This window comes from Mariniphaga sediminis (genome assembly GCF_003573545.1).
In the GTDB taxonomy this organism is placed as follows: domain Bacteria; phylum Bacteroidota; class Bacteroidia; order Bacteroidales; family Prolixibacteraceae; genus Mariniphaga; species Mariniphaga sediminis.
In genome coordinates this window covers 134,509-150,217 of record NZ_QWET01000011.1, presented here as the reverse complement: position 1 = coordinate 150,217, position 15,709 = coordinate 134,509, and the positions used below count along the sequence as shown (strand labels likewise).

The following is a 15,709-nucleotide window of genomic DNA, read 5'->3' as shown; positions in this document are numbered from 1 at the left end:
TATTTGCAATTCAAAAATAAAAGTGATGAAGAATATAAAACAAATAATAAAAGGAATTATACCCCTATTCATTATGGCTGGTGTAATTTCCTGCGAAGTACTTGAGATGGAGCTTCCCCAATTTGCAAAGTCCGTTGCATATTTTGGAAATCAATCACCTCTTAGAACCTTGATCCTGGGAAATACCAACGATTTTGATAATACGAACGATAATAACCTCAATGTGTCAGTTACTGTTTGGCTTGGTGGTGTATCTGAAAATACCGAAGACCGAAAAGTTGAATATACGATTGACGAAAGCCTGGTTCAAAATCTGTACTCAAGTGATGGCGCCGAATTGGTTGTAATGCCTGAGTCATATTATAATATTGAAAATCTGGGATCGGTAATAATTCCGGCCGGAAGTATGCAAAGTGAAATTGTGATTCAGTTAACTGAATCATTTCTTGATGATGCAGAGGCATTCAAAGATAAGTATGTGATACCATTCAGAATAACCAATGCTGAAACTGATTCTATTTTAATGGGGGAAGCGAAAGTGGATAATCCCGATATCCGGGTGAAAGATGATTGGAGTGTTGCCCCTCAAAATTATGCTTTGTATATGATTAAATATATTAATGAATACCATGGAAATTATTACTATTCAGGCAGTGCCACAATTATTGATGCCGATGGAAATGAAACGATGGTAGTTGATTACGGCAATGCCGATGTAACAAGTAATACCGAAATGGCGGTGGATATGATAAGCAAAAATGCTGTTTCATTTACCACTCCTGTTCAGATTATTAATTCCAGCCCCGATACCTTATATCTGGATTTAGCAATTGATAGTGATGGTTCAGTCACTCTTCAGAAAAGTGAAGGAGCGGACATTGAAATTACAGGTACAGGAAAATATATTGAAGGTGGTAATCAAAGAGAAGGGAAACAATACAATATGATTACCCTTGATTACAATTATGAGTATGATTTCTACCTTGAACCTGTAATTACCAAGTACAACAACACAGAAGCCTCCTATACTGGAACCTGGAATCATAACAATGAGAGTGGAAACTACAATAATGACCGGTCTTACTGTAAAACGAAGGGAGATTTTTTAGAATTGGAATTCTTTGGCAATAAAATTTCTGTATTTGTAAAAGCAGGCCCAAATTATGGTTCTTTTGATGTTTATATTGATGACGAGTTAATTGCCGAAGATGTATCGTGTTCATTTACCAGTGGTTATCAAACAAAAGCATTTGAGCTGATCGATTTAGAAAATACGTATCATACATTAAAATGTGTAATCCATACTGACGGGAAATGGTGTATTTTTGACTATTTTGAAACACAGGCAGATGGTGTTATTCCAAATGGTAAATATACTTGGAATGTAAAAGATACTTTGATTGTAAAAGATCGCGGTGTTTCTCCGGTTAACACGTTTACTCCTGTTGTAAATTAATCTCATTTCAGTATAAGTATGCTAACGAGTTGTTGAGACTATTTTTTTATGGTTTCAACAACTCTCTTATTAAAGTCATAATTATGAAATTATTCAATTATTCAGTGATTAAAGGAGTGCTATTAATAATTGCATTATCGTTTAGTACTTATGCATTTTCTACTGTGTACTATATTAGCAACACCGGAAATGATGCTAACAGTGGATTAACCAAACAGGAAGCCTGGCAAACTTTGGATAAGGTAAATGAGCTAAGTCTTCAGCCTGGAGATAAAATCCTTTTAAAAAGAGGTGATACATTTTATGGCTCAATTATTATCAATCAGGAAGGAAATCAGGAAAATCCGATAGTAGTGGGGGCTTATGGAGATGGAGATAAGCCATTAATTACAGGCTTTAAGAAAATTGAATCATGGACATCATTGGATGGAAATTTATGGGAAAGCACTGATTCCATTTCAAGCTTAAGCTCATGCAATATGGTATTAATTGATGGTGAAAATACACCTATGGGAAGAATTCCTAATACAGATTATCTTACCTATTATGCCCATTCTGAAAAAAATCAGATTTCTACATATAGTCTTTCATCTTCCGTAAATAATTGGACAGGTGCTGATATAGTAATAAGAACAAATCATTATGTGTGGGATAGAAGGGTCATTACTTCTCATGTTGGAGGGACTCTTGGTTTTGAAAACCTCATGTATCAGTTAAATGATGGTTTTGGTTTTTTTATCCAAAATGATATTCGTACTGTAAATGTCCAAAATGAATGGTACTACAATCCTGAAACCGGGAAGATAACTGTTTTTAGTGCATCAGAACCTTCTGATTTAAAAATGACGACTATTGATTATCTGATCGTACCAAACGGAAGCTACATCGTAATTGAAGATCTTGCTCTCTCGGGGGCCAACGATTGTGGAATTTATAATTACTTATCCAATACAGCACATCACATTACCGTAAAAAATTGTGATATTAACTATTCGGGAAAAAATGGGATTAGCTTAAGAAAATATTTTCTGATTATAGAAAATAACAAAGTATATAACTCCAATGTCAACGGTATTGTGGTTAAAAATTGCAAATATGGGTCCTTTGTTCGTGGCAATGATATTCAAAATAGCGGTTTGTTCCCCGGTATTGGCGATGGTGCTGAGTTCTGCGGGATTAGGGCTGGGAACCATAATGGGTTAACTGTTGAAAACAATACAATAATTAATTCAGGTTATTGTGGAATTACGTTTAGGGGAGATTCAATGACAGTAAAAAATAATTATATAGAAGGTTTTTGTTTTATCACGGATGATGGTGGAGGTATTTATACACATTCAAAAAATCTGAAATATGGAAATAAAATTATTGGGAATATTGTAACCGGGACAAGCAATAATGCTAATAAAGGGACTAATAATACATTGGAGTATAGCTGGACTAACGGAATCTATTTAGACCAATCATCTACTGATTATGAGGTTGCATACAATACTGCATTTGAATGTGGAGAAAAAGGTGTATTTTGGGGTAATTCAGGAAGAATAAATTTTCATCACAATACCCTTTATAACAGTAGTGTGCAATTTCAGATTTCCAGAGGTGGAGAAGAGTGTAAAGACAATACTATAAAACACAATATTTTTTGTGCCAAAACTACAGATCAGAAAATGGTAAAATACCATTCACCAATGGAGGCTGCAGGTAATCCCATTTATAATGCAGCAGAGATAGATAGTAATATCTATGCTCGCCCAATTGATGATTATGCTGCAAGACCACTGGGCTATAATGAAGGAATTTTGACCTCTCAAAGAATTAATGGCAATCCTGAAAATATATTCAGACCATTATCGGCATCTTATGCGTATAGTTGGCAGTCATATTCAAATAAAGATCAAAACTCAAAAATGTCTCCTCAGGGAATTGATAATTTATCAGATATTTCAATTTTGATTAATCCATCTGATTCGGTTCTTACCGTCAATTTAGAATATCCTGTTATTGACATTGAAGGTGAAAAGTTCAGCGGAACATTACAACTGGATCCATATACTTCTAAGATTATTTTGAAAGATTATAATGCTACCGGTGTATTGAATCTTAATGATTTAAAGGATGTAAAAATATTTCCTAATCCATGTTCCGGTAAACTTAGTATTCAATTATCAAATTTAAAGGAAAGCGTTTCTGTTGATATTTATGATTTGACAGGAAAAAAAATAATTAGTCAGTTAATTAATAATCAATTGGATGAAATGAATTTAGATGGATTGGATAATGGAGTTTATATAGTTCGTATTAATCAAGGAGAGAAAATTTTATCTTTAAAACTAATTAAAACGTGATTATTTGATTTTATGAATGATATCAGAGAGTAACACCATTTTCGAATTACAAAAAGATGAAAATATGAAAATAAAATATCTATTAATTATTTATTTGGTAATAGGGTGCTTAACTGCAAATTCTCAATCTATTTTGATTGAAGCTGAAAGTTTTACAAATACAGGAGGTTGGGTAATCGACCAGCAAAGTATGGATCAAATGGGATCTCCATATATGATGGCACACGGGTTGGGAATTCCTGTCGAAAACGCCCAAACAAGGGTTGAAGTGGCAAAAAGAGGGAAATACCGGGTTTGGGTACGCACCCGCAACTGGGTTGCTCCATGGAACGTTCCGGGAGCCCCGGGAAAATTTCAGTTGCTGTTTGACAAAACCCCCTTAAAAACAACATTCGGAACAACAGGAGCAGAATGGCACTGGCAGGATGGAGGAACGGTTCAGCTAAACAGGAGGAAGGTCGATATTGAACTCCACGATTTAACCGGGTTTAATGGTCGTTGTGATGCTATTGTCCTGACAAAAGATGCAGATTTTATTCCACCCAATGAGAGTGATGCATTGGCCCGGTTCCGCGCAACCCATTCAAATCTTCCCAAAAAACCAACGTTGGCAGGCGAATTCGACTTGGTAGTAGTAGGCGGCGGAATGGCCGGAGTTACTTCAGCGGTTAGCGCTGCCAGGCTTGGATGCAAAGTGGCGTTGATTCAAAACAGGCCGGTACTCGGTGGCAACAACAGTTCTGAAGTACGTGTAGGACTGTCCGGACTCATTTTTCAGAAACCGTATCCAAATCTCGGAAAACTGGTTGATGAAATCGGACCTGTCGGTTACTGGCCATTATGGGAAGCCCAACGTGATCCGGAAGCTGAAAGAAGTAAAAAAATTCTGGAGGTAATAGAAAACAACCCGGAAAAGAAAATTCACAATGCTGGCCCCAAAAGTAATTATGCCGACGATAAAAAACAGCAAATGGTTGAAGCAGAAGAAAACATCGAGTTGTTTTTGAATACACATGTTTTTGATGCCGAAAGTTCAGGGGGCAAAATTATCTCAGTTACTGGCAGAAACATTGTAACCGGCAAAGAAGTGAAATTTAAAGGTCAGTTTTTTGCGGACTGCACAGGTGACGGAAACCTGGGATTTTTGGCTGGTGCTGATTTTAGGATGGGAAGAGAAAGCCGGGCTGAAACCAGTGAGCCCAGTGCACCGGAAAATCCCGACGATCTGGTTATGGGAACTTCAGTACAATGGTATGCTGAAACGCCGGGGAAATCCTCTTTCCCTGAATGCCCCTGGGCCGTCCAATTTACAGAAGAAACCTGTCAATATCTTACCCGCGGCGACTGGGATTGGGAAACCGGTTTTTACTGGAATCAAATAGAAGATATTGAATACATCAGGGACTACGGTCTTCGGGCTCTTTTTGGAAACTGGGCATTTCTTAAAAATGAAAGTAAAGAAAAAGATACGTACAAAAATTATCAATTAAAGTGGGCTGCCTATATTGGCGGAAAGCGTGAATCGCGAAGGCTTATGGGAGATGTAATTCTGAAGGAGCAGGATTTGCGCGAAAAAACTGCTTTTCCAGATGCCAGTTTTACAACTACCTGGACTATCGACCTTCATTATCCGGTTGCACTGGAAGGGTTTAACGAAGAACCTTTTCTTTCAGAAGCAAAACATGTTAAAATAGAGCCTTACGCAGTTCCTTACAGGTGTTTATACTCCAGAAATATTGAGAACCTCTTTATGGCCGGAAGGAATATTAGTGTAACACATGTTGCACTGGGTACGGTGCGTGTTATGCGTACAACAGGAATGATGGGCGAAGTGGTTGGAATGGCTGCATCTTTGGCCAAAAAGCACGGAACCAATCCCAGAGGGGTATATCAAAATCATTTGAACGAACTAAAATCGTTAATGCAGAAAGGGGTTGGAAGAAACTGGTATAAATAAAATTAGGTTACAGATGAAAAAATGACTTAATAATCAGAGCCGCTATAATCTGACATTTTTTCTTTAGTTTCTCTGATTTATATACTTTAATACATATCATAATTTTCAAATAAAAGTACGACAACGCTCCGCCAGAAGTCAGAAGTTTGGTCTGAATACAAAAAGCCTCTTACCGGGAAGCTTTTTGTATTCAGACTTTAAACTTTTTTTACGCACCCATGTTTAAAACTCAGATATCTGAATCAAACGAAATGTCGAATGCAAATTTGAGAATGGTTAAATTTTGCAACAGCAATTCAAGGAATATTTCAACCGGGTTAATGGCTCATGCCGGGCTTAAAGCAGCCTGGTTGGATGTTTCGAAAAACGATTATTTATTTTAGCCGGTCTTTAATGCGGCTAAAAATAATCATGCTTACGCGATAAATATAATTAGGGAAGCGCCACAACATAAAATGATGGAATGGAAAAACTGAAACCTACAGAAAAAACAATTGCCGTACTTCCGTTTGTGAATATGAGTGGCAGCGAGGATATAGAATATTTTAGCGACGGAATTACGGAAGAAATAATCAATGCGCTGGCCCGTATTGAACACCTGAGAGTTACCTCCAGAACGTCTTCCTTTTATTTCAAAAATAAAAATATTCCCATCCGGCAAATTGCCAAAGAGTTGCATGCAGCAACTATTTTGGAAGGGAGTGTTCGTCTGGCAGCCAAAACCATCCGGATCACAGCCCAGTTAATTCATGCAGAAGAGGACTTTCATTTTTGGTCGGAAACCTGGGATCGGAAACTGGAGAATATTTTCGAAATCCAGGATGAAATTAGCCTGTTAATTGCCGATAAGCTCAGGGAACAGTACGGTCACTTTGAAATTCAGGATCACCTGGTAGAAAAGAAAACCACAAGTTTTGATGCTTATGAATACTTTTTGAAGGCCCGGTATCATTTTAACAAATGGAACCCGCAGGATGCACAAAAAGCCATCGAATTGTATGAAAAAGCCATTGCCCTTGACCCCAACCATACTGATTCGTATGTGGGACTGGCCGATGCTTACAGCTTTTTTGCCGTAACGGAACTAATGCCCGGGGAACAAGCCTGGCAGATATCGCGGGAATATACCGACAAAGCATATTCGCTGAATCCTGAAAATGCGGGCGTACATTACCTGCTGGCCAATATTGCTTTTTTCTACGATGCTGATTTTCAAAAAGCGTTAAAACACGTCCTGCACTCGGTCGAATTAAAACCAAACTACCCGGAAGCCCAACAGTTTTTGACCCTGCTTTATGTAATTTCCGGAGAAATGGAAAAAGCAAAACAACATTTGGAAATGGCATACAGTATTGACCCGCTTTCGCAGGAAACGTTGTTTTTCCGTGCATATTTTCATTACCGAACAGAAAACTATTCTGACGCCTTAAAATTGTTTGACGAATGCCTGGAGAAAAATCCCTACAACATTCCGGCTTACATTGTACGGAGTTACTGTCTTCTGAAGATGGAACAGTATGACAAAACCTTAGATTTTCTGGGAAGAATGCCCAAAGAAATTGTGGTTGACGATGAACGGTTGGGAATAATTTGCCTGGCAAACATCCTTAAAAAAGATGACGCTGAAACAAAAAAATACTTCGCCCGGTTACATAAAAAAGCACAAGAACCAACTGCTTTTCAGGCCCACTCCTACCTTTACCTGGCTTATGCCAGCATGGGAAAAGCAAACGAAGCTTTTACCTGGCTCGATGAAGCAGTTAAACTAAAATCATCGGTTTTATTACTTAGTTACACTGACCCATTGGCAAATGCATTGAAAAACGATTCCCGATACGAAACGTATAAAAATCAATTTTATCTCCAACCGGGAGAGCCGGCAAAACCGACACAGGAAAAACTGCCTCTTTTAGATTCCAAAACAGCAGACGTTCTCGAAGAAAGTTTATATCGGTTTATCCTTGAAGAAGAGCCATTTTTGGTTCCCGGTCTTTCACTCCGTTCACTTGCCGGGCAGGTAGAAATTCATCCGAATAAATTATCCTGGCTGCTCAATGAGCGCATGGGAAAAAACTTCAATGAGTTTATCAATTATTACCGGATTGAATATTTTAAAAAGCTCGCACTCGATCCGGAGAACAGCCACATTTCTCTGATTGGCCTGGCCTATGAAAGCGGCTTTAATTCAAAAACCGTTTTTAACACCTACTTTAAGAAAGAGGTAGGAATGACACCAAAGGAGTTTTTAAAACAGAATACTCCATCGTAAGATGAAACGTTTTCAACATAAACTCCGGATGTTACGATGGAAGTTGAAAAGAAATCAACGGGTATTTTAAGGGAGATGTAAAATATGATACGAGACATTATTGACATCAACGATTTTACCATCCTGCTGGAGGCAGCAAACTCTGAGGAGCCCTCCGTTGATTCATGTTTTTTTGAGGAACCCATAATTGCGGTTGCGTTTTATGGAGCAGGAAATGTTGATCTTACGGTAAAGTATGGCGACAACCAAAAAAAGTTTAACTATACGAAAGGACTGACACTCTCTTTTTATGCCGATAAAAATGTTGAATTTGTACATTCCGTTTCGGCTTCGAAACCGTTAGAATGTATTGTGATTGCAACCACCCTTCGTAACATCGATAAGTTGCCCAACCAGGAGGGAGAGCTATTTGGAGAAATGCTGAACCAGTTGGTTTTTCCAACCGACCATTATGTGGAAGGGCCCGGCTTTTTTATGACACACGAAATGCAACAAATTGTTGACCAGGTCTTTCATTCAAAATATGAAGGCAAGGCGAAAATGATGTTTTTCAGAAGTCAGATGACCTTGTTGCTCGCCCACTTTTTTGGCCAGCTTTCTGCTATGTCTGAAGAAACTATTCCCGGAGAAGAAAGAAAAAAGTTGCAACTGGCAAGAGAAATACTTGCCAAAAACCTGGAAACCCCACCTTCCTTGTCCGAACTCTCCAAACAAATCGGGCTAAATACATTTAAGCTGAAAAAAGAATTTAAAGAATTGTTTGGGGTCCCTGTGTTCAAATACCTTCAGAATGAACGGTTAAATACGGCACACGATATTATCAGAAAAAAGAAGATGACTATTCAGGAAGCAGCCTGGCATGTGGGCTACGACAGCCTGAGCTCCTTTTCAAATGCGTTTGCCAAAAAATTTGGTTTTCGCCCCAGCGAAATAAAAGGTTAATCCTTTTCGAACAAATCATACTCCCTTTCGAACAAATCCCTCACAGCGGGAAGCCACATCTTTGTCTCATAAACTTTTAATGAGCAACGATATGGAAATTTCAATACAAACAATTACACTCTTTACAGCCGTTATACTGACCGGCCTCTCTGCAGGATTTTTTTACTCATGGTCGGTATCTGTAATTCCAGGTACGCGGAAAGTATCCGCTCTCACCTACTTGCAAACCATGCAATCTATTAACCGTGCCATTCTAAACCCTGCTTTTTTTCTGATATTTTTTGGAAGCCTGGTATTGTTGGCTATTAGTACCGTGCAACAATATCAAACGGTGTTCTCATTCTGGTTCTTATTTTCAGCGGGGCTGACTTACCTCATTGGCACATTCGGAGTAACAGCTTTTGGGAATGTACCTCTAAACAATAAACTTGACGCGCTAAACATCAACAGTTTAAACTCCGGGCAACTATCTGTTTTCAGGCACAGTTATGAAATAAAATGGAACAGGCTGCATTTAGTCAGAACTGCATTTGCGGTACTTTCATTTCTGTTCTCACTCCTTGCCATTTTTTTCCATTCAAAATCCTTATAACACACACCTTTCAACAGAAAACACAATCATTTAATATTCATTTGAAATACATGTTATTATGAAAACAAACATTTTGGTAATTGGGGGAACCGGGAAAACCGGCCGCAAAGTGGTAGAAAAACTTCAATCGAAAAATCATCGGGTTCGGGTGGGCTCCCGAAATGCCAATCCTCCATTCGACTGGCAAGATTCAAATACCTGGCAGGCGGCATTGGCCGGGATTGAAAAAGTTTATGTGACTTTTCAGCCAGACTTGGCCGTTCCGGGAGCGGCGGATACCATCGAAGCGTTAACTAGGCAGGCCCAAAAAAGTGGAACAAAAAAAGTAGTGCTTCTTTCCGGCAAAGGAGAGAGAGAAGCAGAACGTTGCGAGCAGGTTGTTATCCATTCGGGGTTGGATTATACCATTGTCCGTGCCAACTGGTTTAACCAGAACTTTAGCGAAAGTTTCTTTTTAGAGCCGATTTTGGCTGGTCATGTAATGCTTCCCAAACCAGAAACAAAAGTTCCTTATGTTGACACAGATGACATTGCTGATGTTGTTGTGGAAACGTTACTAAATGAAAAACACAACGGCAAAATCTACGAACTGACCGGGCCCCGTTTATTAACCTTCAAAGACGTAATAAAAGAAATATCAACCGCCACAGGCCGAAATATTCAATTTACCCCGGTTTCACTATCTGCCTACTCCCAAACGTTGAAAGATGCAGGCGTTCCGGATGATTATATCTGGTTAATCAATTACCTGTTCACCGAAGTACTTGATGCTAAAGGCAACAATATTATCTCCAACGACATAGAAAAAATACTGGCCAGACAACCGAAAGATTTTGCTGAATATGTCGAAGAAACCGCAAAAACCGGGGTTTGGAACCCCTGACCTGCCCCTGGCACAAATAAATATTCCCCTGCGGTAAGCCCTTTTTCCTGTAAGACCTTCAATGTTTTAAAAACATTGAAGGTCTTTTTCATAAATTCATACTTTCTTGTCCGTAATTATAATTCCGAACATCTGCACTGTTTTTCCGAACTTTTAGCCGCTCCTCCTCCCCTACCTTTGTTTCATGATTTCGTTGAAAATCAATTAAAAGAATTTCAAACAATAAAAATAAATGATAATGAAAGAAATGATGAAAGCAATTGTTGCCACAGGATACGGAGCGCCGGATGTGCTAAAAATCCGACAAGTGGCCAAACCACACCCCAAAGAAAATGAGGTACTGGTAAAAGTAAATGCATCGTCAGCCACCACAGCAGATGGTATGATGCGCACAGGAAAGCCCTATTTTGCAAGGTTAATGACCGGGCTGCGCAAACCCAAACACCCTGTTCCGGGAACCGGGTTTGCCGGAATTGTGGAAACTGCCGGTAAAAATGTAAAAACATTCAAACCGGGCGATCGTGTTTTTGGAGAAACCACTCTCGGGTTTAGCACTAATGCCGAATATGTTACCATACCCGAAAACGGAGTGATTTTGCCCATGCCTGATAGTATGCCTTATGCCGAAGGCGCCACTTTTGGCGACGGGCATGTAACTTCGTTCAATTTTCTGAAAGAAATAGCCAAAATAAAACCCGGGCAAAAAGTATTAATTAACGGGGCCTCCGGGAGCCTGGGAACCGCTGCCGTACAACTGGCAAAATATTTTGGTGCGGAAGTAACCGGTGTAAGCAGCACCCGGAATGTGGGCCTGGTAAAATCGCTCGGAGCTGACCATGTTATTGACTACACAAAAAAAGATTTTACCAAAGTAAAAGAAACTTACGATGTGGTTTACGATACCATCGGGAAAAGCTCCTATTCAAAAAGTAAAAATATACTTACAGAAGACGGATTGTATCTATCACCCGTACTCAGGTTTTCGCTGCTTTTACAAATGATGCGGACGTCTGTTTTCAGCAGGAAGAAAGCCAAATTTGCCGCTACCGGATTGCGTTCCGACAAAGAGCTGAAAAATATGTTGGCCGAGTTGATAGAAATCTTTAAAGAAGGCCGCCTGAAAACAGTTATCGACCGCCAGTACCCGCTGGAGAAAGTGGCCGAAGCACACACCTACATTGCTTCCGGGCATAAAAAAGGAAATGTCGTAATTATTGTTGAACCAGAAAATTAACTGAAATGACAACCAACAGAAAGTATGCGTTAATAGCGGGTATCACCTTACTTTTTATGGCAGCGGCGGCAATATTAACTTTTGGTATTATCCATACTATGCTTATAGTTCCCGGAGACCCGGAAGCCACAACGGAAAATCTAACTTCAAACGGTGGGCTCTTCCGTACCGAAGTTTCAGGATGGTATTTTATTCTCGTATGCGATGTTGTGGTTGCCTGGGCGCTCTTCATCTTTTTCAAAAATGAAAATAAAAAGCTTTCACTTCTCACTGCGGCATTGCGAATCATTTTTGTGTCCATTTTTGGAATCGCCCTGTTTCATTTGATAAATGTCCTTAAAATTATAAACGGAAATATTACCGAAGTACAAATGTCAGGGGAACAAATTATGGACTCTATAGAATCGTTTGAAACCACCTGGTCGTTTGGGCTGATAATTTTTGGATTTCACCTGTTGTTGCTGGGAGTTCTGGCTCTGAAATCAAAAAGTATCCACAACTTCTGGGGGATAACGTTGGTTGTTGCCGCGGTTTCTTACATCATCGTTCACAGCACCAAATTTCTTTATCCCGAATTTGAGAGCCAGATAGCCACTGCTGAGATGGCACTCAGTGTACCCATGGCATTTGGCGAAATTGGTTTTGCCTTTTGGCTGATTATGCGGGGAGGAAAACCCAAAATAATTTACAAAACAATTTCCATCTGAGTTACCCAAAGTCCTTAAACACACATTCCCAGGAAATAAACTGGCTTTTACCGGAACAATTCCGGGAACACAACTCGCTTGACAACATTCCGCGTTACAACTGAAATACTCATACTCAGGCGGATTCAGTTTTACACTCCTCGGAGCTTTTGGAAACAAAACACTAAAAACAGAAAAATGAAAACAATGTTACAAACAGAAAACAAATTACTCTTAATCTTCATGTTGCTGCTGACATCAACCGCTCCCGTTTTTGCGGATGACAACATAACCATAAGCGGCTATGTGAAAAGCGCTGAAACAGGCGAAGGACTGATTGGCTCCACCATTTATGTGGAGGAACTGAAAACCGGTACAGCAACCAATTCCTATGGATTTTATTCGCTCACAATACCCAAAGGGAACTACACAGTTCGGTATTCGTACATCGGCTATGAGAATATTTCGGTTCCCACAGAACTTCTGTCCGATAGTACTAAAAATATCGAATTGCACCCGGCTTCTGCAGAAATGGATGAAATTGTCATTCGAAGTGAAGCGGAGGACAAAAATATCCGCAAGGCACAAATGGGAGTTACCAAACTTAACCCCAGGGAAACCAAAGTGATTCCCGTTATTCTGGGGGAACAGGATATTCTGAAAACCATTCAGCTCTTGCCCGGCGTAAGCTCAGGAACCGAAGGAACCACCGGGTTTTATGTACGGGGTGGCGGCGCCGACCAAAACCTGATTATTCTGGATGAAGCACCGGTTTACAGCGCATCACATTTAATGGGGTTTTTCTCGGTATTTAATTCCGATGCCATTAAAGATATCGAATTGTATAAAGGAAATGCGCCGGCAAATTATGGCGGCCGCTTATCTTCCATCCTTGACATTCAAATGAATGATGGCAATTCCAAAAAGTTTGCCATGTCGGGAGGACTGGGGTTATTGTCTTCCCGTTTAACCCTTGAATCGCCCATAAAAAAAGATAAAGGCTCTTTTATTATCTCCGGTAGAAGGAGTTACGCTGATATGTTTCTTATATTCTCAAAAAACAGAACCCGGCAAAAAACGGATCTCTATTTCTACGATTTGAATGCCAAAGCCAATTACAAAATAAACGACAACAACCGCATTTATTTATCGGGATATTTTGGCCGCGACGTGTTTAACATCGAAGACCTGTTTGCCCTGAAATGGGGAAATAAAACCGGAACCTTCCGCTGGAACCATGTGTTTAACAACCGCCTGTTCCTGAACAGTTCCCTTATTTACAGCAACTACGATTACGGATTTGGGTACAATTTCTCGAACAACATGATTTACATTCAGTCTGACATCAGGGATTTGAACTGGAAAGAAGATTTTCAGTACTACATCAACACAAACAACACACTGAAGTTCGGATTTAATGCTATTTACCACACCTACAGTCCGGGTGAAATAGATGCAGAAAACAATGATGTATTCAATTCTGTATTTATGGGACAGAAACAGGCTTTTGAAGGCGCCGCTTACATCTCGCACGAATTGAATATTTCCGATCATTTTAATGTAACATACGGTTTGCGGTATTCCGGTTTTATGGCAGTTGGTCCGGATACTGTTTTCACATACAATGCAGCCGACGAAATCACAAATACGGAATTTTTCTCCCAAGGCGATATCGTTCAAAAATATACCGCACTTGAACCACGGGCAACCTTCAATTTTATGCTGAACAAACAGAACTCAGTCAAGTTTTCGTATGCACGAAATACCCAATACGTACATTTGCTGTCGAACTCGTCAGCATCGCTTCCTACCGATGTCTGGATTCCGAGCAGCAAAAATGTTAAGCCCGAAATTGCCGACCAACTGGCAGCCGGGTTCTTTCGAAACTTCAACAAAAACATGTTTGAAACATCGGTGGAGGTCTATTATAAAAGCCTGAAAAACCAGATTGATTACCAGAACGGAGCAGAAATTTTGCTGAATAAAAATGTGGAATCGCAACTGGTTTTTGGGAAAGGCCGTGCTTATGGTGCAGAACTTTACATTAAAAAACGTACGGGAAAACTCACCGGCTGGTTGGGTTACACGCTCTCCAGAACCGAAAAATCGATGCCGGCAATTGACAACGATGACTGGTTCCCGGCAAAGCAGGATCGCACACACGACATTTCGGTGGTGGCTATGTACCAGTTAAATGAAAAGTGGAATGTATCGGGCAACTGGGTTTTTAACACCGGAAATGCGGTTACATTCCCCAGCGGGAAATATAGGGTGGACGGCTTTACCGTTCCGGTTTACACCAAACGAAACGGCTACCGGATGCCCGATTACCACCGTTTGGATGTTGGCGCCACTTACACGCCCAAAAAGAAAAGAAGGTTTGAATCGAGCTGGAATTTCTCCATCTACAATGCGTATGGAAGGCGAAATGCTTTTTCCATCACCTTCCGGGAAAACGAAAATAATCCGGCTCAAACAGAAGCTGTCCGCCTGTCCCTGTTCCAAATGATTCCATCCGTTACTTACAATTTTAAATTTTAATCGCAATGAAACCAATTAAAAAACTCACGGTTATATTTAGTTTAATCGTTCTCATTTCCGCATGTCAGGATGTTATTGAAATTGACCTTGATTCTATAGACCCCAAATGGGTTATCGATGCAACAGTCAGCGACTCCATTGTTGTTAAAGTATCCAAATCGACCGACTATTTCGAGCCGGGGAATTATCTGCCAGGTTCAGGTGCCGTTGTTACCGTAACCGAAAATTCGGGAAACCCGGTTCTGCTTGAAGAAACCAGTCCGGGCACCTACATCATAAATTCAATGGGAATGGAAGGAGTCGGGTATATTTTAAATGTCGAAATTGAAGGGGAAAACTACACCGGAAGTGTGGAAATGCCCCATAAAGTTGGCATTGATTCCACTTCAACGGAACCGACCCCGGATTACATGGAATTTTCGGGGGGCTACCTGGTTAGCGCACACCTCTCCGACCCTGCTGCTACCAAAAACTATTACCGGCTGAAAGTGTCGAAAATGAATGATTCCACCAACCAGGAAAAGGTTTTGTATGTGTTTGACGATGCCTTTGTAGATGGGAATAAAATTTCGATGCAGTGGGATAATGAGCAGTTCTTTGAACAGGATACGGTTGTAATTGAGTTGCAAACTTTAGCAAAATCTACTTATGACTACTACCGAACATTATCCTCACTTTTTGAAGATGGAATGATTGGCAATGCAAGTCCTTCCAATCCAATTACCAACCTGTCAAACGGCGCACTCGGCTATTTTGGCGCCTATACCATTAGCCGCGATACCCTGATTATTTCAAAGTAAA

General features: G+C 40.0%; 11 protein-coding genes. All 11 read left to right on the top strand.

Annotation, left to right across the window (positions count from 1 at the left end):
- Positions 1 to 25: 25 nt before the first annotated feature.
- Positions 26 to 1,456: a BT_3987 domain-containing protein gene (locus tag D1164_RS15170; protein ID WP_119350851.1), complete on the top strand. Its 1,431-nt coding sequence runs from the start codon at positions 26 to 28 to the stop codon at positions 1,454 to 1,456.
- A gap of 83 nt (positions 1,457 to 1,539) precedes the next feature.
- Positions 1,540 to 3,804 carry a right-handed parallel beta-helix repeat-containing protein gene (locus D1164_RS15165; RefSeq protein ID WP_119350850.1) on the top strand — a complete coding sequence of 755 codons (2,265 nt, stop codon included), beginning with the start codon at positions 1,540 to 1,542 and terminating at the stop codon, positions 3,802 to 3,804.
- A 64-nt stretch (positions 3,805 to 3,868) separates the two neighbouring features.
- Positions 3,869 to 5,761, top strand: coding sequence for an FAD-dependent oxidoreductase (locus tag D1164_RS15160; protein ID WP_119350878.1), 1,893 nt, complete (start codon positions 3,869 to 3,871; stop codon positions 5,759 to 5,761).
- A gap of 463 nt (positions 5,762 to 6,224) precedes the next feature.
- Positions 6,225 to 8,030 carry a helix-turn-helix domain-containing protein gene (locus D1164_RS15155; protein WP_119350849.1) on the top strand — a complete coding sequence of 602 codons (1,806 nt, stop codon included), beginning with the start codon at positions 6,225 to 6,227 and terminating at the stop codon, positions 8,028 to 8,030.
- An 84-nt stretch (positions 8,031 to 8,114) separates the two neighbouring features.
- Entirely contained in the window at positions 8,115 to 8,972 is an 858-nt protein-coding gene (locus tag D1164_RS15150) for a helix-turn-helix domain-containing protein (protein ID WP_119350848.1), read from the top strand.
- Between the two features lie 91 nt (positions 8,973 to 9,063).
- Positions 9,064 to 9,564, top strand: coding sequence for an anthrone oxygenase family protein (locus tag D1164_RS15145; protein WP_119350877.1), 501 nt, complete (start codon positions 9,064 to 9,066; stop codon positions 9,562 to 9,564).
- 58 nt (positions 9,565 to 9,622) lie between these two features.
- Positions 9,623 to 10,447 (top strand): SDR family oxidoreductase, encoded by an 825-nt coding sequence (locus D1164_RS15140; RefSeq protein ID WP_119350847.1) that lies wholly within the window; start codon positions 9,623 to 9,625, stop codon positions 10,445 to 10,447.
- 238 nt (positions 10,448 to 10,685) lie between these two features.
- Complete coding sequence (locus D1164_RS15135; RefSeq protein ID WP_206611027.1) at positions 10,686 to 11,681, top strand: NAD(P)-dependent alcohol dehydrogenase; 996 nt, start codon at positions 10,686 to 10,688, stop codon at positions 11,679 to 11,681.
- 5 nt (positions 11,682 to 11,686) lie between these two features.
- Positions 11,687 to 12,388 carry a DUF4386 domain-containing protein gene (locus D1164_RS15130; protein ID WP_119350846.1) on the top strand — a complete coding sequence of 234 codons (702 nt, stop codon included), beginning with the start codon at positions 11,687 to 11,689 and terminating at the stop codon, positions 12,386 to 12,388.
- 177 nt (positions 12,389 to 12,565) lie between these two features.
- Positions 12,566 to 14,908: a TonB-dependent receptor gene (locus D1164_RS15125; protein ID WP_206611026.1), complete on the top strand. Its 2,343-nt coding sequence runs from the start codon at positions 12,566 to 12,568 to the stop codon at positions 14,906 to 14,908.
- 5 nt (positions 14,909 to 14,913) lie between these two features.
- Positions 14,914 to 15,708 (top strand): DUF4249 domain-containing protein, encoded by a 795-nt coding sequence (locus tag D1164_RS15120; RefSeq protein WP_119350845.1) that lies wholly within the window; start codon positions 14,914 to 14,916, stop codon positions 15,706 to 15,708.
- The last annotated feature ends 1 nt before the right edge of the window (position 15,709 follow it).